Annotated in this window: 18 protein-coding genes; 1 reads left to right on the top strand and 17 read right to left on the bottom strand. The window is 76.4% G+C overall.

What is annotated here, in order from left to right; genetic code table 11:
- Window positions 1-27: 27 nt before the first annotated feature.
- From OSB71_RS05340 to OSB71_RS05290, 11 genes are read right to left on the bottom strand one after another with little or no spacing between them, the layout of a single operon-like run.
- Entirely contained in the window at window positions 28-1,137 is a 1,110-nt protein-coding gene (locus OSB71_RS05340) for an FAD-dependent monooxygenase (protein WP_265944733.1), read from the bottom strand.
- 58 nt (window positions 1,138-1,195) lie between these two features.
- A complete protein-coding gene (locus OSB71_RS05335; protein ID WP_265944731.1) occupies window positions 1,196-2,377 on the bottom strand; it encodes a glycosyltransferase in 1,182 nt (393 codons plus the stop codon).
- A gap of 10 nt (window positions 2,378-2,387) precedes the next feature.
- The gene (gene rfbA, locus OSB71_RS05330) at window positions 2,388-3,353 is read right to left on the bottom strand and encodes a glucose-1-phosphate thymidylyltransferase RfbA (RefSeq protein WP_265944729.1); all 966 of its coding nucleotides are present in this window, start codon (window positions 3,351-3,353) and stop codon (window positions 2,388-2,390) included.
- Window positions 3,350-3,970, bottom strand: a complete 621-nt coding sequence (locus OSB71_RS05325; RefSeq protein ID WP_265944727.1) for a dTDP-4-dehydrorhamnose 3,5-epimerase family protein — start codon at window positions 3,968-3,970, stop codon at window positions 3,350-3,352. The genes rfbA and OSB71_RS05325 overlap by 4 nt, the downstream gene beginning before the upstream one ends.
- Before the next feature lie 29 nt (window positions 3,971-3,999).
- Window positions 4,000-4,941, bottom strand: a complete 942-nt coding sequence (locus tag OSB71_RS05320; RefSeq protein WP_265944725.1) for an alpha/beta hydrolase — start codon at window positions 4,939-4,941, stop codon at window positions 4,000-4,002.
- Window positions 4,938-5,996, bottom strand: a complete 1,059-nt coding sequence (locus tag OSB71_RS05315; protein ID WP_265944723.1) for a methyltransferase — start codon at window positions 5,994-5,996, stop codon at window positions 4,938-4,940. The genes OSB71_RS05320 and OSB71_RS05315 overlap by 4 nt, the downstream gene beginning before the upstream one ends.
- Window positions 5,993-7,258, bottom strand: coding sequence for a class I SAM-dependent methyltransferase (locus OSB71_RS05310; RefSeq protein ID WP_265944721.1), 1,266 nt, complete (start codon window positions 7,256-7,258; stop codon window positions 5,993-5,995). The genes OSB71_RS05315 and OSB71_RS05310 overlap by 4 nt, the downstream gene beginning before the upstream one ends.
- Window positions 7,255-8,448, bottom strand: coding sequence for a dTDP-4-amino-4,6-dideoxygalactose transaminase (gene rffA, locus OSB71_RS05305; RefSeq protein ID WP_265944719.1), 1,194 nt, complete (start codon window positions 8,446-8,448; stop codon window positions 7,255-7,257). The genes OSB71_RS05310 and rffA overlap by 4 nt, the downstream gene beginning before the upstream one ends.
- Complete coding sequence (locus tag OSB71_RS05300; RefSeq protein ID WP_265944717.1) at window positions 8,445-9,185, bottom strand: methyltransferase; 741 nt, start codon at window positions 9,183-9,185, stop codon at window positions 8,445-8,447. Before OSB71_RS05300 ends, rffA begins: the two co-directional genes overlap by 4 nt.
- Window positions 9,186-9,215: 30 nt before the next feature.
- Window positions 9,216-10,001: a tryptophan 2,3-dioxygenase gene (locus tag OSB71_RS05295; RefSeq protein WP_265944715.1), complete on the bottom strand. Its 786-nt coding sequence runs from the start codon at window positions 9,999-10,001 to the stop codon at window positions 9,216-9,218.
- Complete coding sequence (locus OSB71_RS05290) at window positions 9,998-11,299, bottom strand: aminotransferase class V-fold PLP-dependent enzyme (RefSeq protein WP_265944713.1); 1,302 nt, start codon at window positions 11,297-11,299, stop codon at window positions 9,998-10,000. Before OSB71_RS05290 ends, OSB71_RS05295 begins: the two co-directional genes overlap by 4 nt.
- A gap of 403 nt (window positions 11,300-11,702) precedes the next feature.
- Here OSB71_RS05290 and OSB71_RS05285 point away from each other — a divergent pair, with 403 nt between their 5' ends.
- The gene (locus OSB71_RS05285; RefSeq protein WP_265944711.1) at window positions 11,703-12,506 is read left to right on the top strand and encodes a helix-turn-helix domain-containing protein; all 804 of its coding nucleotides are present in this window, start codon (window positions 11,703-11,705) and stop codon (window positions 12,504-12,506) included.
- A gap of 166 nt (window positions 12,507-12,672) precedes the next feature.
- On the opposite strand, the gene OSB71_RS05280 is transcribed toward OSB71_RS05285, so the two are convergent.
- The 6 genes from OSB71_RS05280 to OSB71_RS05255 form a co-directional block, all read right to left on the bottom strand.
- A complete protein-coding gene (locus tag OSB71_RS05280) occupies window positions 12,673-14,154 on the bottom strand; it encodes an FAD-binding protein (RefSeq protein ID WP_265944709.1) in 1,482 nt (493 codons plus the stop codon).
- A gap of 413 nt (window positions 14,155-14,567) precedes the next feature.
- Window positions 14,568-16,358 (bottom strand): gamma-glutamyltransferase family protein, encoded by a 1,791-nt coding sequence (locus tag OSB71_RS05275; RefSeq protein WP_265944707.1) that lies wholly within the window; start codon window positions 16,356-16,358, stop codon window positions 14,568-14,570.
- A 34-nt stretch (window positions 16,359-16,392) separates the two neighbouring features.
- Complete coding sequence (locus OSB71_RS05270) at window positions 16,393-17,250, bottom strand: PhzF family phenazine biosynthesis protein (RefSeq protein WP_265944705.1); 858 nt, start codon at window positions 17,248-17,250, stop codon at window positions 16,393-16,395.
- Window positions 17,247-18,134, bottom strand: coding sequence for an LLM class flavin-dependent oxidoreductase (locus tag OSB71_RS05265; protein ID WP_265944703.1), 888 nt, complete (start codon window positions 18,132-18,134; stop codon window positions 17,247-17,249). Before OSB71_RS05265 ends, OSB71_RS05270 begins: the two co-directional genes overlap by 4 nt.
- Before the next feature lie 210 nt (window positions 18,135-18,344).
- Window positions 18,345-19,310, bottom strand: a complete 966-nt coding sequence (locus OSB71_RS05260; protein ID WP_265944701.1) for a 3-methyl-L-tyrosine peroxygenase-related protein — start codon at window positions 19,308-19,310, stop codon at window positions 18,345-18,347.
- Window positions 19,307-19,810 (bottom strand): VOC family protein, encoded by a 504-nt coding sequence (locus OSB71_RS05255; RefSeq protein ID WP_265944699.1) that lies wholly within the window; start codon window positions 19,808-19,810, stop codon window positions 19,307-19,309. Before OSB71_RS05255 ends, OSB71_RS05260 begins: the two co-directional genes overlap by 4 nt.
- Between the last annotated feature and the right edge of the window lie 474 nt (window positions 19,811-20,284).

Genomic DNA, 20,284 nt, shown 5'->3' with positions numbered 1-20,284 from the left:
TTCCGTCTCCCTGTCGTCGTGCGTGTGTCACCGGCCGCTTACCACTGTGCCCGCCGACGGCGCTCCGGCGGCGTCGGCGGCGTCGGCGGCGTCGACGGCCAGGTCGGCCATCGAGATCCGGCCACCCCGGGTGAGCAGGTCCACCAGGAACCGCTCGGGGGACGCGCCGTCCGCGCCGCTCAGGCCGGCGAACCAGGCCGCGCTCGCCCGCCCGGTCCGCTGGGCGTGTTCCACGGCCGGGCGGCGGGCCGCCTCGTACGCCGCGAGCGCGGCCGGGACCGAGGGCTCGGTGCGCAGGGCGGCCACCAGCGCGGCCGCGTCGTCGAGCGCGAGCCGGGTGCCGGACCCGATCGAGTAGTGCGCGGTGTGCGCCGCGTCCCCGACCAGCACCACGTTGCCGCTGGACCAGGCGGTGTTGCGCACCTGGCGGAAGCGGCTCCAGCGCGAGCCGTTCGCCAGCAGCCGCGCGCCGCCCAGCGGCTCGGCGAAGAGCCGGGCCAGCGCGTCGGTGTCCGGGCGGTGCGCGGCCTCCACCAGAAAGGTGCTGCGGCCTTGGCCGTAGGGGTAGGTGTGCGCGGTCACCGGGCCCCGCGGCGTGTCGGCGACGAGGAAGGCGAGCGAGTCGGCGGCCCGTTCCGCGCCGAGCCAGAGGTAGTCGGGGGCCAGCGGCTCCGTGGTGGTGCCCAGCCGGTCGGCCAGCGCGGTCCGGATGGCCGAACGGGCGCCGTCGGCGGCCACCACCACGTCGTGCCCGGCGGCGAGCGCGGCGGTGTCCGGGGCGGCGGCGCCCTGGCGCAGCCGCACGCCCAGCTCCGCGCAGCGGTGCCGCAGCACCCGCAGCAGGTCCCGGCGGCCCACCGCGCCCAGGCGGGGCGCCCGGGAGGTGCGGGACCCGCCGTGGCGGTGCACGGTGATCTCGTCCCACGCCGTCAGCCGGGCGGCCAGCGCGTCGGCCAGCGGCGGGTCGGCGCGGTGGACCGTCTCCAGCGCGGCGGGCGGCAGGATGACGCCGAAGCCGTAGGTGTCCTCACCCCGGCGGTGCTCCCACACCGTGACGTCGGCCGACGGGTCGGCCAGCCGGGCGAACGCGGCGACGGCCAGCCCCGCCGGGCCACCGCCCACGACAGCGATCCTCACGGCTGTTCCTCCTCGGTCGTCGGGTGCCGGCCCGGGCCGGTCGCGGGGTGTGCGCGGCTCACCCGCGTCCGCCGGCCACCAGGTCACCGACGCGGGCGACGACCTCGGCGGGCGCGGGCATCGCCGCCATCTCGGCGGCGACCTCCCGGCTCGCCCGCCGGGGCGCGGGGTCGCGCAGCACCTCGCGCAGCGCGTCGGTGACCGCGCCGGGGCCGTCCGCGTCGATGTCCAGGGTCCGCCCGGCGCCCCGGTCGGCCACCGTGCGGGCGTTGCTGACGTTGACCGTGCCCGGCATCGGCAGCGAGACCTGCGGCACCCCGGCGGCGAACGAGCTGAGCACGGTGCCCGACCCGCCGTGGTGGACGATCGCGTCGCAGCCGTCCAGCAGGGCGCGCAGCGGCACCCAGCGCTCGGGCCGCACGTGCGGGGGGAGCGCCGCGGGCAGCTTCGGCAGTTCGGCGTCGGCGGTGAGCAGCACCAGCTCCGCGCCCAGCTCCCCGGTGGCGTGGACGATGTCGCGGTAGAGCGCGCCGTCGCGGGTCATGGCCGCCGAGGACCCGCAGGTGGCCACCACGCGCGGGACCTCGCCCGGCCGCAGCGCCCAGTGCGGCAGCGTGCCGCCGTTGTTGAAGCAGCCGTAGCGCATCGCCAGGTGGTGCGCGGGGCGGCCGATGTCGGTGGGCACGTCGGTGAAGTTGGCCAGGGACGGGGGCAGGACGTCGATCTCGATCTCCGCCTCCGTCACCTTGTCCACTCCGGCGCGGGCGGCGTGCGGCGCGAGGTGGTCCAGTGCCGGGCCGAAGGTGGGCAGCGGCGTCCCGTACCCGTGCAGCACCGCCGGGACGCCCGCGGCGCGCGCCGCCACCAGAGCGGCGGAGTGGATGCCGGGGTAGACCACGGCGTCGGCGCCCCAGGTGCGGGCGATGTGCACCAGGTCGTCCAGCATCCGGGCGCCCACCTCCCCGAACGCGCGGCCGTGCACGGCCAGGGAGGTGGCGTCGTCCGGCGCTGACCCGGCCCCGGCCCGCTCCAGCGTGCGCAGCAGGTCGTCGTAGGGCTGCCGGGCCTGCCGGGCCGCGCCGGCCTCGGCGGTCACCAGGCCCGCCGCGACCGCCGTGCGCCGCGCGGGTCCGCAGGTGGCCACCAGCACCTCGTGGCCCGCGGCCTGGGCGGCGTGCGCCAGCGGGACCAGCGGCATCAGGTGGGAGGAGACGGGCATCGACGTGAACAGGTAGCGCATGGTCAGCTCCTTACTGCCCCGGCGCGGGGGAGGTCAGGGACGGCAGTCCGGCGGGGTCGGCGGCGAACTCGGGCGGCGGGACGTCGGGGACGCGCCCGGGCTCCCCCTCCGCCCGCCGGGCGAGGTCGACCAGGTAGGTGCCGTAGTCGGTGTGGTCGTGGTCCCGGCCCAGCCGCACCAGCTCGTCGGCCCCGATGAAGCCCATGCGGTAGGCGATCTCCTCGACGCAGGCGATGCGCACGCTCTGGCGCTGCTCCAGGATCTGCACGTACTGCCCGGCTTCCAGCAGGGCGTCGTGCGTGCCGGTGTCCAGCCAGACGAACCCCCGGCCCAGCGGCACCAGTTCGGCGCTGCCGCGCTCCAGGTAGACCTGGTTGATGTCGGTGACCTCCAGCTCGCCGCGGGCCGAGGGGGTCAGCCCCCGGGCGATGCGGACCACGTCGTTGTCGTACATGTACAGGCCGGTGACGGCCAGTTCGGAGCGCGGGCGGCGCGGCTTCTCCTCGATGCCCAGCAGCCGCCCGGAGCGGTCCACCTCGGCGACGCCGTAGCGCTGCGGGTCGCGCACCGGGTAGCCGAAGACGGTGCAGCCCGTCAGCCGCCGGGCCCGGTCGCGCAGCAGCGCGGAGAAGCCGGGGCCGTGGAAGAGGTTGTCGCCCAGGACCAGCGAGACGGAGTCGTCCCCGATGTGGTCGGCGCCGATCAGGAAGGCCTCGGCGATGCCGCCGGGACGCTCCTGCTCGGCGTAGTCCAGCCGCAGGCCCAGCCGGCTGCCGTCGCCCAGCAGGGAGCGGAACAGGGGCAGGTGGCCGGGCGAGGAGATGACGAGGATGTCCCGGATCCCGGCCAGCATGAGGACCGAGAGCGGGTAGTAGATCATCGGCTTGTTGTAGACCGGGAGCAGTTGCTTGGAGACCACGCCGGTCAGGGGTTTGAGCCGGCTGCCCGACCCGCCGGCCATGATGATGCCCTTCACGTCTCAGTCCTCCTTCGACTGTGGCCCCCGGCGCCGCCGCCGTCGTCCGGTCGGTAGTGCGGCAGCAGCCCGCGGTCGAGCGCCTCCGCCAGCGCGGGCGCGGCCAGGTCCCGGTCGGAGACGACCGGCTCGCCGCCGCGCGGCAGGGGCAGCCCGAGCGCGGGATCGCTCAGGGAGACGGCCCCTTCGTCCTCCGGCCGGTACGGGGTGGACAGCAGGTAGACCACGACCGTGCCCGCCGCCTCGGCGACGAAGGCGTGGCCCACGCCCGGCGGGCAGTACACGGCGCGCGGCCGGTCCGGCCGGAGGCGGACGGCGTCCCAGCGGCCGAACGTGGGGGAGCCGACCCGCACGTCCACCACCAGGTCCAGCGCCGTGCCCGCCGCGCACAGGACGACCTTGGCGGTGTCCGACCCGGGGCGCGGGTAGTGGACGCCGCGCGCCACCCCGCTGTGGTTGACGCTCAGCGCGGTGCGCGCGACGCGGAAGGGCGGCCCGTCCAGCACCGCCGCGTAGTCCGCCTCCTGGTACACCGGGCAGAACGTCCCCCGCCGGTCCGGGTGGACCGGCGGGGTGATCTCCAGGGCCCCGGCGACGCCGAGTTCCCGTGCGTGCATGCGGCACCCTCCTGTTTCCGTCGTACCGGTCACCGGGCGCCCCGGGCCCGGCCGTCGCGGTCACCGGGCCGGCCCGCGTCCGCCGTTTCGGCCCCCGCGTCCGGCTCCCGGCCGTCTTCGGTCCGGGGGAGCAGGCCCAGGTGGTCGAGTGCCGTGCGGCCGAGCGGCGTCGCGGGGTCGCCGAGGTCCAGGGGCAGGTCGAAGTGGTCGCGGTCGTCTACCACCAGCTCCGTCACCGGCCGCCCGCCGCCGCGCAGCGCGGCGGAGTAGCGGCGCTGCTGCCGGGCGTACTCGTCGGTCTCGTGCCGCCCCCGGGCCAGCAGCACCCGCCCGGCGCGCGGTGGCGACCGGTGCAGCGGGCTCTGCTCGCGGGCGCCCGCCGCGTCCAGGCCCAGCGCGTCGTTGACGTAGCTGCCGACCACGGGGCTCAGGTCGTACAGGCCGCTCAGCAGGCAGAGCCCGGCCAGCGGGACGCCGCCTGGGCCGCCGGCGGCCATGGCCACCAGGTGGCTGCCGGCCGAGCTGCCCGCCGCGTGCACCGCGTCGCGTTGGCCGCCCAGCGCGGCGGCGTGCTCCGTCACCCAGGCCAGCCCGCGCCGCACCGACGCGGTCAGCTCGGCCAGCCGCCGCCGGGGCGCCAGTCCGTAGCCCAGGGCGACGTACCCGGCCCCGGCCGCCACCAGCGCGGGCGCGGCGAAGCAGGCGTCCTCCTTGCCGGACTCCTGCCAGTGCCCGCCGTGCACGAAGACCAGCAGCGGCGCGCCCGGGCGGCGGGGCGGGAAGTGGTGCAGCCGCTCGGCCGGGTCGGACCCGTAGGCGACGTCGGCCCGGTGCTCCAGCGTGCGCAGCGCGGCCAGGCTGCGGGCGCGGTACCGGGCGAGGGTGCCCGCGGCGTCCCGGGCCCGGGTGCTGGGGGAGAGCTCCCGGTCCAGCGCCGCGCGGTCGGCCGCGCTCGCGCGCGGCCCGCTCACGGCCCCGGCCGGACGCCGCTGACCACGCCGTGCGGGGTCCAGCTCCGCCCGGTGGTGCGCCGGACGCCGGTGAAGCCGGCCTCGCGCAGCCAGCCCTCGCACTGCTCCCAGCGGTAGATGGTGGAGTGCCGGAACGGGAGGGTGGTGAAGTAGACGTTGTCCAGCGCCGCGTACAGCGGTCCGGCCCCGTCGTCGTCGCTGAACGCGTTGAACACCAGGACCCGCCCGCCGGGCTCCACGGCCTCGTACGCCTTGCGCAGCAGGGCGAGGTTCTGCTCGGGGGACCAGATGACGAGCTGGTGGGCGAAGAGGACGCAGTCGTGGCCGCCGGGGTAGGCGTCGGTGAAGAGGTCCGCCGCGCGGGTGTCGATCCGGTCGGCCAGCCCCGCCTCGGCGATGTTGCGCTCGGCGACCTCCAGCGCCCCCGCCCGGTCCAGGACCGTCACCCGCAGGGCGGGGTGGGCGCGGGCCAGGGCGATGGCGTTGACGGCGTCGCCCCCGCCGACGTCCAGGACGCGGCGCGTGCCGGAGAAGTCGGTGCGCTCCACGAGCACCGGGTTGGACAGCCGGGACCAGGAGTGCATGCAGCGGTAGAAGAGCTCCTCCAGGCCCGGCACGCCCGACAGCCGCGTGTAGAGGTCGCGGGTGGTGCCGGGGAAGTGGCGGATGCCCGCGTTCTCGCCGGTGCGCAGGGACTCGGCGTAGTCCGCCGCCGGGCGGTAGGAGACGCGGTCCTGGAACTCGACGATGTCGCGCAGCACCGGCCACAGCCCCGCGCGGAAGGCGGCGGCCACGGGCGGCCCGTTGCGGTAGGCGCCGTCCTCGACCGCGGTCAGGCCCAGGGCCGTGGTGCCCAGCAGCAGGACGTCGGCGGCCCGGTGGTCGAGGCCGAGGTCCTCGGCCACCTGGCCGGCGGGCAGCGGCCCTTCGGCGTCGAGCAGGTCGAACAGGCCGAGCTGGCAGCCGGCGTTGAGCTGCTGGAAGGCGGCGTGCCCGAACAGGACGGGGACGAGGGCGCCCAGCTCGGGCGCGGAGTGCTCCGGTGTCGTCGTCATCGGGCCGCCACCGCCCCGGTGCGCACGGTCGGTTCGGGGACGGGGACGATGAAGCCGCCGCCGGCTTCGAGGAAGGCGGTCTCCTTGCGCATGATCTCCTCGGCGTAGTTCCAGGCGAGCAGCAGGTAGTAGTCCGGGGGGCGCCGCACGTCCCGGGGGGCGAGGACCGGCACGTGGGTCCCCGGGGTGAGCCGGCCCTGCTTCTGCGGGGTGGTGTCGGTGCAGAACTCCAGCTCGCCCGGGCCCAGGCCGCACAGGTTGAGCAGGGTGGTGCCCTTGGCGGAGGCGCCGTATCCGGCGACGCGGTGGCCGTCGGCGACGAGGCCGCGCACCAGCCGGGTCAGCTCCGCGCAGGTGCGGCGCACGCGGGCGCCGAACTCCCGGTACACGCCGTCGGACAGGTAGCCGGCGGCGCGTTCGCCGGCGATGAGGTCGCGCACCCGGTCGTGGGTGCGCCACGGGCCGTCCGCCCGCCCGGCCGAGACCAGGACCGACCCGCCGTGCACCGCCAGCCGCTCCACGTCGACGGTGCGCAGCCCGTGGCGGGCGAACAGCCGGTCCAGGGTGCTGATCAGGAAGTACGACAGGTGCTCGTGGTAGATGGTGTCGAACGCCAGGCGCTCCACCAGGTCGACGGCGTAGGGCACCTCGATGGTGAACAGCCCGTCGTCGGCGAGCAGCTCGCGCGCCCCGGCGAGCACGTCGGCCACGTCGTCGATGTGGGCGAACACGTGGCGGCCCAGGATCAGCGACGCCTTCCCGTGGGTGGCGGCGATCTCCCGGGCGGTCGCGGAGTCGAAGTAGTCGGGCAGGGTGGGCACGCCGCGGTCCTCGGCGACGCGGGCCAGGTTGCGCGCCGGGTCCACCCCGAGCACCCGGGCGCCCGCCTCGCGGAAGTGCAGGAGCTGGTCGCCGGTGTTGCTGCCCAGCTCCACCACGAGCCCGCCCCCGGCCAGGTCGGCGCGCTCCCCGCACCGCTCCACGACCGTGCGCATGTGCCGGGCCATCGTCTCGGAGTCGGAGGTGACGTAGGAGTAGGTGCGGTAGAGCAGGTGCGGGTCGACGACGGCGGTCAGGCTCAGCAGCCGGCACTCGCGGCAGGAGACCACCTCCAGCGGGTACGCCTCCTCGGGCGCGTCCGCCTCGGCGGCGTCCACGAAGCCGTTGGCCAGCGGCACGCTGCCGAAGGAGACCACCTCCTGCCACCGGCGGCTGCCGCACACGCGGCACGCGGTGACGAACCGGACGGCGTCGGTGCTCATCGCGGGTCCTCTCGGTCGGCGGCGCGGACCGCGCCGGTGCGGAAGGAGCGCAGGGCGTCCACGACCTGCTCGGCCTGCGCGTCGCTGAGGGCGGTGTGCAGCGGCAGGCGCACCAGGCGGTCGGCGACGCGCTCGGTGACGGGGCAGCCCCCGGGGGCGGCGCGGCCGTGCCGGACGCCCGCGGGGGAGGTGTGCAGCGGTTGGAAGTGGAAGGTGGCCTGGACGCCCCGGTCGGCGAGGTGGCGCAGGAGCGCCGCGCGGTCGGCCGCCGAGGGCAGCACCAGGTGGTAGAGGTGCGCCGAGTGCGCGTTGTCCTCGGGCACGGCCGGCAGCGCGACGCCCTGGTCCGCCGCCCACTCGGGCAGCGCGCGGTGGTAGGTGTCCCACACCGCGTGGCGGCGCGCCTGGACGGCGTCGAACTCCTCCAGTTGCGCCGCGAGCAGGGCGGCGAGCGGCTCGGGCAGGAGGTAGCTCGAACCCAGCTCCACCCACCGGTACTTGTCGACCTGGCCGCGGAAGTACTGGTGCCGGTTGGTGCCCCGGTCGCGGATGATCGTCGCCCGGTCCACCAGGGCGTCGTCGTTGACCAGGAGGGCGCCGCCCTTGCCGCAGTGCACGTTCTTCGTCGCGTGGAAGCTCAGCGCCGCCAGCGCGCCCACGCCGCCCAGCGGAGCGCCGCGGTAGGACGCGCCCAGGCCGTGCGCGTTGTCCTCGACGACGGGGACGCCGTGCGCGTCGGCCACGCGCCGGATCGCGTCCAGGTCACCGGCGACGCCCGCGTAGTGCACGGCGACGACGGCCCGGGTGCGCTCGGTGATCGCCGCTTCCAGGGCGGACTCGTCCAGGGTCAGGGTGTCCGGGCGGCAGTCGACGAACACCGGCACGGCGCCGCGCAGGGCGAAGGCGCTGGCCGTCGGCGCGAAGGTGAACGACGGCATCACCACCTCGTCGCCCGGGGCCAGGTCCAGCAGCAGCGCGGCGATCTCCAGCGCGTGGGTGCACGAGGGCGTCAGCAGGACGTGCCGCGCACCGGTCAGCCCGGTCAGCAGTTCGCCGGCCCGGGCGGTGAAGGGGCCGTCGCCGTCCAGGTCCCCGGAGTCCAGCACCCGGCGCAGGTAGGCGTCCTGCCGCTCGGCGGTGTGCGGGACGTGGAAGGGGACCGTCCGGGTGGCGGGGGGAGCGACGCTCATCGGGGCAACTCCAGAAGGGTGAAGTCGAGGTGGACGTGGGCCCGGTCGTCGGCGTGCGCGCGGTAGACCGGGGAGCCGCCCAGCTCCGCGGCCGGGACGGAGAAGGACTCCTGCCGGTGGACGCGGACGCCGAAACCGGCATCGCCGGCCACCCGGCCGAGCCGCTCGGCGCTGCCCATCGCGAAGCTGAAGCCGAGGAACAGGCGGCCGCCGGGGGCGAGCCGCCCGGCGGCCTGGTGGAGAAACCGCCGGTGCATCGCGTAGCCGGGGTCGAAGAAGTGGTAGGCGAGGGCGGAGCCGTGCCCCTGCTCGGGCGGGGTCTCGATGAACGGCGAGTTCCAGAAGATCAGGTCGAAGGTCTCCGCGGGCTCCAGCGCGTCGAACAGGTCGCTGGTGCGGGCCCTGACCCGGTCGGCCACCCCGTGCCGCCGGGCGTTGAGCTCGGTGGTGCGCACGGCCGCGGGGTTGATGTCCAGCGCCGTCACCCGGGGCACGCCCGAGAGCGCCGCGACGACCGAGGCGACGCCGCAGCCGCAGCCCATCTCCAGCAGGTGGCCGGTGCCCTCGTACGGCAGCCAGGAGGCGAACAGCCCGGTCGCGTGGTTGTACTCCCCGCCCAGCACGCCGCCGAGCTGGACCCACTCCCTGTCCAGCAGCGTGAACTCCCGCTCGACGTCCTGCTCCGCGACCGCGTGGGCGTAGGCTTCCCGCCCCATGGTGAGGCCGAGTTCGTTCATGACGGGTTCCCTCCGGTCGGGGGCGGGCTGTCACAGCAGCGAGCGCATGGTCCACAGCTCGGGGAAGAAGCGGTGCTCGTTGATCGTCCGGAGCCAGGCGGCCCCGTCGCTGCCGCCGCTGCCCCGCTTGCCGCCGAGCATCCGCTCGACCACGAGCAGGTGGGCGGCGCGCCAGTGCGAGAACTGGTAGGCCACTTCCAGCAGGCGCTCGGCCAGGTCGTAGGCGGAGCGGTGCCCCCGCGGGTCGCGGTAGACGGTCAGCCAGACCCGCTCCACGTCCTCGTCGGCGGTGTACGGGGCCGACGGGTCCCGGTCGGTCAGGCGCTCGGGGACGGGGAGCCCGGAGCGGGCCAGGTGCCGCAGCGCCTCGTCGTACAGGCTCGGCCGCGCCAGCTCCGCCCGCAGCTCGGGGAAGGCGGTGAGGTCGGCCGAGCGCACCATCGCGGTGTCCCGGTTGCCGAGCGTGAACTCCAGCAGCCGGTACATGAAGGACTGGGTGCCCGACGCCTCGCCCAGCGCGTCGCGGAAGACCAGGAACTCGTCCGCCGGCATGGCGTTCATGCTCTCCCAGCAGCCGATCAGCACCCGCTGGCTGCGCACGGCGCGCGACAGCGCCCGGCAGGCGGCCTCGCCGCGGTCCTCGCGTAGCCGGGCCCTGGCCTGGTCCACCTCCAGGTGCACCATCCGGAACAGCAGCTCCTTGACCTGGCTGAGCAGGATGAACGACATCTCGAACGGCGACCCGGTGCGCGGCTCCTGGAGGGCGTGCAGGGCGTCCATGCGGGCGTAGTCGACGTAGGGGTTGGTCCGGCTCACGCGGCCACCTCCCGCCCGCCGTCGGCGGAGCCGGTCCGGGGCGCGGCGGTCCCGGGCGCGGTGGGCCCGGCGGCCGCGGGGCGCTCGGCCAGGACGTCCCGCAGGGCCGCCACCGCGTCGAAGACGTCGGTGTGGGAGACGTACAGGCCGTTGAGGCACCAGCGCAGCAGGTCGGGCGGGCGCGCGTCGCTCACCACGCCCCGTTCCCCCAGCGCGGCGGCGACCGCGGGCGCCTCGGGGTGCCGCAGGGTGAGGTGGTTGCCGCGCCGGCCGGGGGCGGACGGCGTCACCACCGCCAGCTCCCGGGCGGCCGCCGGGGCGTCGTCCGCGTCGCGCAGGTCGGCCAGCAGGCGGACCAGGTAGTCGCCCAGCCGCAGGCTCCTGCGCCGCACCGCGGCCACCCCGGCGGCCTCCAGGGGCGCCAGCGCCGCCTCCAGGGCCAGCAGCGACAGGACGTGCGGCGTGCCCGTGCGGGCCCGGTCGACGCCGGGCGCGGGAACGAAGGCGTCGGCCATGTCGAACGGCCGGGCGTGGCCGTGCCAGCCGGTGAGCGGCAGGTCCAGCGCGCCGTGGTGGCGCGCGGCGGCGTAGAGGTGGGCGGGGGCGCCGGGGCCGCCGCAGAGGTACTTGTAGCCGCAGCCCACCGCGAGGTCCACCCCCGCGTCGTCCACCGCCACCGGCACCGCGCCCGTCGCGTGGCTGAGGTCCCACACCGCGACGCCGCCCGCCGCGTGCACGTCGGCCGTCGTCCGGGCGACGTCCCACAGTTCGCCGGTGCGGAAGTCCACCGCGCCGCACAGCACCGCGCCGACCTCGCCGCGGTGCCGTGCCAGCACCCCGGCGAGATCGCTCATCGGCGCCTCGACCAGCCGCAGGTCCAGCACGCGGGCCACCGACGCGGCCACGTAGCGGTCCGTGGGGAAGTTCCCGGCGTCGCAGACGAGCACGCGGCGGCCCGGCACCAGCCGCGCGGCGGCGGTGAGCGCGTTGAAGAGCTGCGAGGAGGTGGTGTCGCCCACGACCGTCTGGCCGGGCCCGGCGCCGATCAGCCGGCCGATCCGGTCGCCGACCCGCACGGGGGCGTCCCACCACCCGTCCTCGCTCCAGCCCCGGATCAGGTGGGCGCCCCACTGGCGCCGCACCGCGTCGTCCAGGGCCCCCGGAACGGCGCGGGGCAGCGGCCCCAGGGAGTTGCCGTTCAGTTGGATCACGCCGTCTGGCAGGAGGAATTCCTCACGGAAAGTGGAGAGCGGGTCCGCGAGATCTTCTTTCTCGGCCCACTCACGAGTGGAATCCACTGGTCGTGCTCCTTCGGTGTTCCGTAGCGGACGCTGCTCGGGGCAGCCGGCGGACACAGTCGAAGCGCACTGTAGAAATTTCTATCTTCGCCCCTCGGGGCCGGTCAACAGTGGCTCCGTCAATGGACTGTCAGAGAATCTTCAAGCGTGTTGCAGGTGTTCTCATAAAAGGGTCAGAGCGGGCCTGGGCGGGGTCGGCGGAAGTGATTCCGGGAATACGGGTGGGCGGCGTGCCGGGAGCGCGTCGAACAGCGGTTGTCGGGAACGAGCGAAAGGCATGGAGATGGCAACGGGGTGCGAGGGGACGCGAGCGGTACGGACGCGCGGGGCGGGAACCGGCGGAGCGGGGACGAGGTGCGCGGGCCCGGGGTGCGCGGCGGCACCGGAGCGGGCCGCGCGCGCGGTGGCCGGGACGAGCCTGTGCCCCTCCTGCCGCGCCCGGCTCCACGAGGCGCTGGTGCGCCTGCCCGCCCTCTACCGCGAGTGCGGGGAGCGCCACTTCCGCACCCCCGCGCCCTCGTGGGCCCGGCCGCCCGGCCCCTCGCGGCGCCCGGTGAGCACGCTGCACGCCTCGGCGGCGGACGTGCGCCACGCCGCGCTCGGCGTGCTGGCCTCCTGGGCCGGGCTGACGGCCGAGCTGACCGGGGCCCGCCCGCCCCGCCGGACCGCCGCCGAGCTGTGCGGCTTTCTGCGCGACCACCTCGCCGTGCTCGTCCGGCACGCGGCCGCGGGGGAGTTCGCCGCCGAGACGGCCGACGTGCTCGCCCGGGTCGAGGGCGTGGCCCGTCCCGAAGAGGCGGGGCGCGTGGTCGTCGGGCCGTGCGTGGCGGACGGCTGCGGCGGGCGCCTGACCGCCCGTCCCCCGCGGCGGCGGCGCGACCCGGCGCGCGTCTCGTGCGACGCCGACCCCGCGCACAGTTGGAGCGGCCCGGAGTGGCTGTCCCCGGGCCGCCGGGAAGGCACCGCGCCCGCGCCGCGCCGGACCGGCGGCGAACCCGCCGCGCGGTCCGCCGCCCCGGCCCCGGGGCCGCCGACGCGCGGCCCGCGCTGGCTGAGCCCCGCGGACGTCACCGCCCTGTGGGGCATTCCGCGCGGGAGCGTGTACCGGCTGGCCAGCGAGCACCGATGGGCGCGCCGCCGCAGCGCCGGGCGCACCTACTACGCGGCCGAGGACGTGCGCAGCGCCCTCGCGGCCACCGGCGGCTGACCCCGGGCGCCCGCCCCGGGGCGGGCGCCCGGGGCCGGGGCCGCCCCGGCGCGGCTGGGCGGCTCCGGCCCGGTGGTCCCGGCACGCCGGGCGTCCCCCGGGACCACCCCGGCCCCGGGGGTCCGGCTCCGGGAGCCTGACGGCGTCGGCCCGGCCGCGGTGCTGGTCACCGGCGTCCGAAGATCCCGGGGCCGGGGGTGAGGACGCCGGCGGGGTCGTAGCGCCGCTTCGCCGCCTGGAAGGCCGGCCACGCCTCGCCGTAGTGGGCGCGCCAGTCCCGCCGGGTGAACGGCACCGAGCCGATCGGGTACAGCGTGCCGCCGTAACCGTCGCGGGTGCGGGCGTAGAGCCGCTCGTTGCGGGCGAGCATGGCCTCGGTGTAGGCCGCGCCCGGCTCCGGGGTCTCGGACACGGTGTTGACGTCGACGACGAACACCCAGGGCGAGTCGTCCGGCGCGGGCAGCCGGGGGAAGGGCCGCGTGGTGCGCGCACGCCGCTGCGGGTAGATCAGCCCCGCCCCGTAGGCGCCGATGTCGCGCGGCGTCAGCGCGTCCACGACGTCGCCGAAGAACGGCTCGACGGACGAGCCCGGGAGCCACACGTCGAACCACGGCTTGACGAGCCGGTCCCAGCCCACCGTCTCGCGCAGCGCGTCGATGGCCCGGTCGATCGAGAACGCGTGGTCCAGGTAGCCGGTGTCGGTGACCTGCGGCTCGGCGGCCAGGCCGCGCAGGATGCGCGCGTCGTCCGGCGGCGCGTCCGCAGCGTGGAAGGCCGTCGCGTGCAGGGTGTAGCCCATGCCGGAGCCGGCGGGGCGGAACTCGCCGTAGACGTGGTCGACGCCGGTGCGGTCGAGGAGGGTGCGCAGGTCGCGGAAGAACGGGGCGGTGTCCGCGTAGTCCAGCGTGTACGTGCGCGCCCGCTCCGGCGCCGGCACGAGCTCGACGACCGCCTTGGTGATGATACCGCACTGGCCGAGTCCGCCGAGCACCGCGTGGAACAGGTCGGGCGCGCGGCGCGGTGAGCACCGCTGGACGGCCCCGTCGCCGGTGACCACCTCCAGCTCGCGCACGTGGTCCACCTGCAACCCGGTGTCCAGGCCGCCGACCAGGCCGCCGATGCCGCCCACGGACAGCGTCCCGCCCACGGTCAGCCCGGTGTAGCCGGTGAGCACCGGCGGCGTCCTGCGGGGCGTCTCCGCGTAGGCGGCTTTCGCCAGGTCCATCCACCGGACCCCGGCGTCCACCTCGGCGACGTGCGGGCCGAGGGAGTGGACCCGGTCCAGGTGCCGGTTCTCGACGAGCAGCCCGCCGCTCAGGCCCTGCCCGTAGGTGGTGTGCGCCTGGCCCCGGGGCGAGACGGGGATGCGGCGGGCCCGGCAGAAGCGCACCATCGCGGCGATGTCGCGCGTCGAGCGCGGTCGCAGGACGGCCCGGGGCGTGTGGTGGACGATGTTGCCCAGGTCGGTGGAGACCGCCTCCCGGGACGGCCGGTCGAGCACGAGTTCGCCGTCCAGCGCGGGGGCGCGGTCGAACCCGGGCCGGTGCGCGGCCTCGGCCCGGGTGACCCATCCGCCGCCGAGCGGGTCGAAACCCACCACCGCGGCGGCCGCCCCGGCCGCGCCGAGGAATCCGCGGCGGCCGATCATGCCGCCTCCCGGAGAGCCGCACCGGCCGGACCGTGGCCGCGGTGGCCGGTGGCGTACGGGCCTGCCTGGCCCTCGCCCTCGTGTACTCCTGTCGCGCGTATCGCGGGCATGCGGAGAACTCCTTCCGGTCAGGGGTACTGACCTCGGGTGCTGGTCCGGCGCGCGGCACGGCGCGCCGGTGGGGGGACGGCGACGAGCCGCCGCGAGCGCGGCGGCGTCGCCCCGTGGCGGCCACGGCCCGTGAGGGTTGGGCCCGTCGTGGTCGGCGCGGCGGCTCCCCGAGCGGGACCGGGGGCCGTGGCGCCGACCGGGCCGTCCCGGGCGTGGCCCGGGTCACCGCGAGCGGTCCTGGGCGTCCGGGCGGGGCCCTGGCCCTCCGGCCCCGGGGCGGGAGCCGGGCTGCCGGGGGCGGGTCAGCGGGCCACGGCGTACGCCTGGCCGCCGCGCGGGCTGGCGGCCGCGAGCACGCCGCCGTCCGCCCGGGGTCCGGCCATGCACACCTTGCCCAGCGAGTAGGCGTCGACCTCGCGCACCTCGTGGCCCCGGGCGCGCAGGTCGGCCAGGACCGCCGCGTCGAAGCCGCGTTCCACGGTCAGCCCCCGCGCCCGGGAGACGCGGGGCGTGAACGAGGACGGCGCGTGGTCGGTGTGGAACGCCCGGGCCTCCACCGCCTCCTGCGGGCCCATGCCGAAGTCGACGTGGGCGAGGAAGGCGTGCAGCGTCCACTGGTCCTGCTGGTCGCCTCCCGGGGTGCCGAAGGCCAGGTGGGGGCGTCCGTCGCGCAGGACGAGCGAGGGGCTGAGGGTCGTGCGGGGGCGCTTGCCCGGGGCCAGGGCGTTGGGGTGGTCCGCGTCCAGCCAGGCCATCTGGCCCCGCGTGCCCAGGGGGAAACCGAGGCCCGGGACGACCGGCGAGCTCTTCAGCCACCCGCCGCTGGGGGTGGCCGCGACCAGGTTGCCCTCGTCGTCCACGGCCGTCACGCAGCAGGTGTCGCCCTTGGACTGGCTGAGCAGCGGGACGGCGGGGATGCCGTCGGCCAACTGCTCCTGCCAGCCGTGCTCGCGTCGCACCTCGGGGTCCGCGGCGAGGTCCGGCAGGCGCGGCGTCCGCCCCTCCGGCGAGCCGGGCCGCAGGGTGTCCGAGGCGCGGGGGCCGATCAGGGCCCGGCGCCGCGCCGCGTACTCGGGGGAGAGCAGCCCGTCGAGGGGGACCTCCGTGCGACGGGGGTCGCCGTACCAGGCCTCGCGGTCGGCGAAGGCGAGCTTGGCGGCCTCCGTCACGGTGTGCAGGTGGTCGGCGCTGCCGAATCCCGCGCCCGCGAGGTCGAACCCTTCCAGCAGGGCCAGTTGCTGGAGGAAGACCGGCCCCTGCGACCAGGGGCCCGGCTTGTGCACCAGGTGCCCCCGGTACTCCAGGGACACCGGGTCCTCGACACCGGGCCGCCAGTCGGCCAGGTCCGCGCCGCGCAGCAGGCCCCGGTGGCGCCGTCCGGTGGCGTCGACCATCTCGGCGCGCTCGGTGTAGGCGTCGACGGCCTCGGCGACGAACCCCTCGTGGAAGGCGCGCAGCGCGGCGTCGGCGCCCGCCGCGGGTCCGGCCCCGGCCGCCGCCGAGACGAGCCGCCGGTAGGTGCCCGCGAGCGCCGGGTTGCGCACGCGCTCTCCGGGCGCGGGGGCGCTGCCGTCCGCGCGCAGGTAGGTACGCCCCGACTCGCGCCACTCGGTGCGGAACAGCGGCGCCATCGCCCCGATCATGGCGGCGGCCTTGGGCAGCAGCGGGTGGCCCCGCTCCGCGTAGTGGACGGCCGGGGCGAGCACGGTCGCCAGCGGCAGCCGGCCGTGGTCGCGCAGCAGCGTCAGCCAGGCGCCGACGGCCCCCGGGACGCAGGCCGCCAGCAGGCCGGAGCCGGGCACCGCGCGCAGCCCGAGCCCGCGGAAGTGCTCGATCGTCGCGGCCCTGGGCATCGGCCCCTGCCCGCAGATCACCCGCACGTCGCCGTGCCGGGCGTCGTGCAGCAGGATCGGCACGTCGCCGCCGGGGCCGTTCAGGTGCGGTTCGACGACCTGGACGACGAAGGCGGCGGCCGCCGCGGCGTCGAAGGCGTTGCCCCCTTCGTCGAACATCGCGGACCCGGCCGCCGAGGCCAGCCAGTGGGTGGAGGAGACGGCACCCCGGGTGCCGTGGAGTTCGGGTCGCAGCAGCATGCGAGGACCTTCCTGCGGGCGGCGGGGACGGCTTTCACGGCCGGGGGACGGGCACGGTGATCTCTCCGGTCAGCTCCTGCGGCGCCCGCCCGCCGACCGTGGCGGTCAGCGGGCCGTCACCGGAGCCGGCCGTGCACTCCAGGACGGCCGGGCGCCCCAGCTCGGCCCCCTGCTCGATCCGGAAGGCGAGCCCCCCGCCCGGCAGTCCGCGCGCGTCCAGCCAGGCGCCGAGCGCCAGACCGACCGAGGCGCAGCCCGGGTCCTCCGCGATGGCGTACCCGGGGGCGAACAGCCGGGCCGTGGCGGTGGAGGCGGCCGCGTCCCAGTGGAAGACGAAGACGTCCGGCAGGTCCGCCCGCTCCAGCGCGGCGGGGTCGGGCCGGGCCGCCGCGACCGCGCCACGGCGCACCGGCAGCAGGTGGAAGCGCGGCCCGAACCCCGCGGCCGCCACCGGGCCGCCGTCCAGGTCGTCCCCGGTGAGGCCGACGGCTTCGAGCAGCGGACCGGGGTCCAGCGCGTCGGCCGGCTGCGGCCCGGTCGCGGTGACCGTGGCGCGCTCGGCGTCCGCCCGCAGCGTGAGCAGCCGCTCACCGCACTGCTGGACGACCCGGCCGGCGGGCAGGCGCCCGGAGCGGACCAGCGCCACGGCGGTGCCCACGGCGGAGTGCCCCCCGAAGGGCGACTCCCCGCGGCGGGTGAAGACCCGCACCCGGTGGGTGGCCTCCGGCGCGGTCGGCGGGAGGACGAACGCGGCCTCGTCGGCCCGCAGCCGCGCGGCGATCCAGGCCATGTCCGCCGCGGCCAGGCCCTCGGCGCCGTGGACGACGGCCAGCGGGCTGCCGCCCCCGGGGCCGGTGCCGAAGATGCCGACGATCTCGAAGGGGAGCGTCACGGCCTGCCTCCCCACCGGGCGGAGGCGAACTCCAGCAGCACGTCCTCGCGCCCCTGGAAGGGGAACTCCGGACGGGGCCAGTGCACGACGAGATCGGTGAACCCGAGGTCCTCGAAGACCCCAGCGGCGTCCTGGTAACTGCCCACGGAGTCCAGGACACCGCCCACGGAGGCACCGGTCAGCAGCAGCCGGCGCAGGGTCGCCGGGTCGCGGCCCTGGGCCGCGCACGCGTCGTCCACCGCCGCGAGCTGCTCCTTGAGCAGCGGGACCAGCCGGTCGTACCGCTCGGTCTCGAAGAGGTTGGGGGCCCCGCTGGTGACCCAGGTGTCCGCGTGGCGCGCGGCCAGGGCCATGCCGCGCGGTCCGGCGGCGGCAACCGCCAGGGGCAGGCGGGGCGCCGCCAGGCACTCCGGCCGCACCACCACGTCCTCGACGGTGTACCACTCCCCGTGGAAGGTGGTCCGCTCCTCGCGCAGCAGCCGGTCGAGCAGGCCGGTGAACTCCTCGAAGCGGGCCCCGCGCGCCCGGCGGGAGAGGGGGCGGTCGCCGCGCACGCGGGTGTCGTAGCCGTCGGCACCGGCGCCCAGGCCGCAGACCACGCGGCCGCCGGAGACGTCGTCCAGCGACACCAGCTCCTTGGCGAAGTCCACCGGGTGCCGGAAGTTGGGACTGGCCACCAGCGTGCCCAGCGTGATGCGCGAGGTGGCCTCGGCGGCGGCGGCCAGGGTGGGCACGGCCGAGAACCACGGCCGGTCGCTCAGCCAGCGCCACATCAGGTGGTCGTAGGTCCAGGCGTGGTCGTACCCCAGCTCCTCGGCCAGCTTCCACCGCTGCCTGGCCCGGGACCAGCGGTGCTCGGGCAGGAGCAGAACTCCGTGGCGCATGTGCTCGGATCTCCTTTCGACTCGGCGGCGGCAGGGCACCGCCCGGGGCGGGGGCGCCGCCGTTGCAGGTCCTCGGGCCGCAGCCGGTGACCGGGGCGCGGCTGTCGGACCGTGCCCGTCGGACGGCGTGCGTCCGGGCGTCGGGACGTCGGGACGTCGGGACGTCGGGACGTCGGGACGTCGGCCTTCGGGGCGGCGGACGGGCGGGCGTCAGGCGGCGGACCCGGTCGGGCGGGCGAGGTCGGCGGCGTGGGCGGCGGCGGTGGCCAGCACCGGGCCGAGGCGGCGCTCGCAGCCGGCCACCAGCCCGCTCCCCTCCTCCTCCGGCTCGTCGTCCCGGCCGAGCGGGTACAGGCCGTTGACGGCCAGGTCCAGGCCCACCGCCCGCAGACGGCGCAGCAGTTGGGCGGCGACGTCCGCGTCCGGGACGGGGCCGCGCAGCGTCATGAAGAAGTTGTCGTAGAGGACGGCCGTGCGCTCCGACGGCCGCACGGGGCTCTCGGCGACGCTCTGCTGGAGCAGGGACCGCCCGTTCGGCACCAGCCGGGCGGCGACGCTGTCGTGGATCGCCTGCTGGACCTCCACGGCGGCCCGCACCCCGGCGGCCCGCCCGTCCGGCAGCCACGGCAGGGGGCGTCCGCGCATCAGCCCGCGCACCTGCACGAAGTCCGGCGCCCAGGTGCCGCTGAAGCCCCGGTGCTGGAGGAACATCGCCGGCCGGATCAGGCTCTGGTACAGGTCGCGCGGGCACGAACCGCTGTAGAGCAGCATGGCGCAGTACCCGAGGGTGTAGCACTCCAGCCGGGCCATCGCGGCGGGGCCGGGGACGGCGTCCGGCCGGGGCAGCTCCTCCAGGACCCGGCCCATCAGCCGCCACAGGGCGAACGTCACCTGGTGGCCGGTGATCCAGCGGAACCAGAAGAGCTGGTCGTAGGAGTGGGCCGGGGGCACGCCGAGGGGTGCGGCCGCCGCGCCCGTGCCGGTGAGCGCGCGCAGTTCCCGGCAGATCCGCCGGGGCTCGCACGGCGCGGGCGCCACGGGCCGGTGCCCTGCCCCCGCCCGGGCCTGGCCGGCCGGGGGCAGCGCCAGGGGTTCGAGGCCGTAGGGGAAGTCACCGAAGTCCCAGTCGCCGACCCGGACGGCACCGGGTGCCGGGTGCGGGGCCAAGGTGCTCATCGGTGTCCTTCCGGGACGTGGGCGAACTCGTACTCCAGCCCGTTGACGTCGAAGAGGTAGAGGCTGCGCACCCCGTCCTCGTCGACGACGACCTCGGTGGGCCCGTCCTGGCGCGCGAAGGCGAAGCGCCCGGAGTCGTACAGCTCGACCCACCGCTCGCGCACGGCCGTCAGCTCCTCGGGCTCGTCCACGCGCAGGCACACGTGCTGGAACTGGTGGGACTCCTCGGGCGGCACGCGGCGGTCGTGGTCGGAGCGGTCGAACAGGTGGAAGCGCAGGTCGCCGACCGCGACCTCCACCAGCCGCCCGATGCCCGGCAGCCGGCTCAGCGTGAGGTCGGAGAAGCGGTCGAGTTCCCACCTCTTCTCCGCGCCGAAGAACTCCTGGTACCAGGTCAGGCAGTTGTCGAGGTCGGCCGTCTGCACCCCCACGTGGTGGATGCGCGGCGCGAGCGCCGGCGGGGCGGCGCGGGGTGCCGTCGTCTGCTCGGTCAGGGGCATCTCTGCTTCCTTCCGGATTCTCGTCGGACAGCGGGTGTCGGACAGCGGGTGTCGGACAGCGGGTGGCGTACCGGGTTGCGGCGACAGCCGCTGACGGCCGCGGGTGACGGGTGGCGCGTGGCCGAGGCGCATGGCGGGTGGCCGTCAAGAAGCGGTGCGTCCGCGCCGCGTGCGGGTCGCCTGTGTGCGGAAAGCTTGCGGAAAGCGTGCGGAGTGCGCCCGGAAAGCGCCGGAAGAGCGCCCGCGCCGGACCGGGACACGGGCGAGGAGGAAATTTGCTGACCTCGGGTCAGCATGGTGGCGACGTTAGGGAAATTCTGCTTCGGGGAATTTCCGGGCGTCAACGGAGGAGAATCAGAACCAGGTCAGATGTTTGTGAGACGAGGTACAGAGGAACGTGTGCCGTGACGGTCGGCGGCCGCCCGTGACCGGGCGCGGCCGGGGCCGTTTCCCCCTTCCGTCCCCCATCGTTCG

Origin of the sequence: Streptomyces marinisediminis, from assembly GCF_026262575.1 — a bacterium.
In the GTDB taxonomy this organism is placed as follows: Bacteria; Actinomycetota; Actinomycetes; order Streptomycetales; family Streptomycetaceae; genus Streptomyces; species Streptomyces marinisediminis.
Note: the sequence above shows the minus strand (reverse complement) of the source record. Positions and strands in the feature narration are given on the sequence as shown.

What these genes read in the sequence shown, in the direction of transcription:
- OSB71_RS05315 (WP_265944723.1), bottom strand. Translation starts at nt 5,996, where the DNA reads ATGACGACGACACCGGAGCACTCCGCGCCCGAGCTGGGCGCCCTCGTC.
- OSB71_RS05280 (WP_265944709.1), bottom strand. Translation starts at nt 14,154, where the DNA reads ATGATCGGCCGCCGCGGATTCCTCGGCGCGGCCGGGGCGGCCGCCGCG.
- rffA (WP_265944719.1), bottom strand. Translation starts at nt 8,448, where the DNA reads ATGAGCGTCGCTCCCCCCGCCACCCGGACGGTCCCCTTCCACGTCCCG.
- OSB71_RS05255 (WP_265944699.1), bottom strand. Translation starts at nt 19,810, where the DNA reads ATGCCCCTGACCGAGCAGACGACGGCACCCCGCGCCGCCCCGCCGGCG.
- OSB71_RS05335 (WP_265944731.1), bottom strand. Translation starts at nt 2,377, where the DNA reads ATGCGCTACCTGTTCACGTCGATGCCCGTCTCCTCCCACCTGATGCCG.
- OSB71_RS05275 (WP_265944707.1), bottom strand. Translation starts at nt 16,358, where the DNA reads ATGCTGCTGCGACCCGAACTCCACGGCACCCGGGGTGCCGTCTCCTCC.
- OSB71_RS05325 (WP_265944727.1), bottom strand. Translation starts at nt 3,970, where the DNA reads ATGCACGCACGGGAACTCGGCGTCGCCGGGGCCCTGGAGATCACCCCG.
- OSB71_RS05265 (WP_265944703.1), bottom strand. Translation starts at nt 18,134, where the DNA reads ATGCGCCACGGAGTTCTGCTCCTGCCCGAGCACCGCTGGTCCCGGGCC.
- OSB71_RS05310 (WP_265944721.1), bottom strand. Translation starts at nt 7,258, where the DNA reads ATGAGCACCGACGCCGTCCGGTTCGTCACCGCGTGCCGCGTGTGCGGC.
- OSB71_RS05260 (WP_265944701.1), bottom strand. Translation starts at nt 19,310, where the DNA reads ATGAGCACCTTGGCCCCGCACCCGGCACCCGGTGCCGTCCGGGTCGGC.
- OSB71_RS05300 (WP_265944717.1), bottom strand. Translation starts at nt 9,185, where the DNA reads ATGAACGAACTCGGCCTCACCATGGGGCGGGAAGCCTACGCCCACGCG.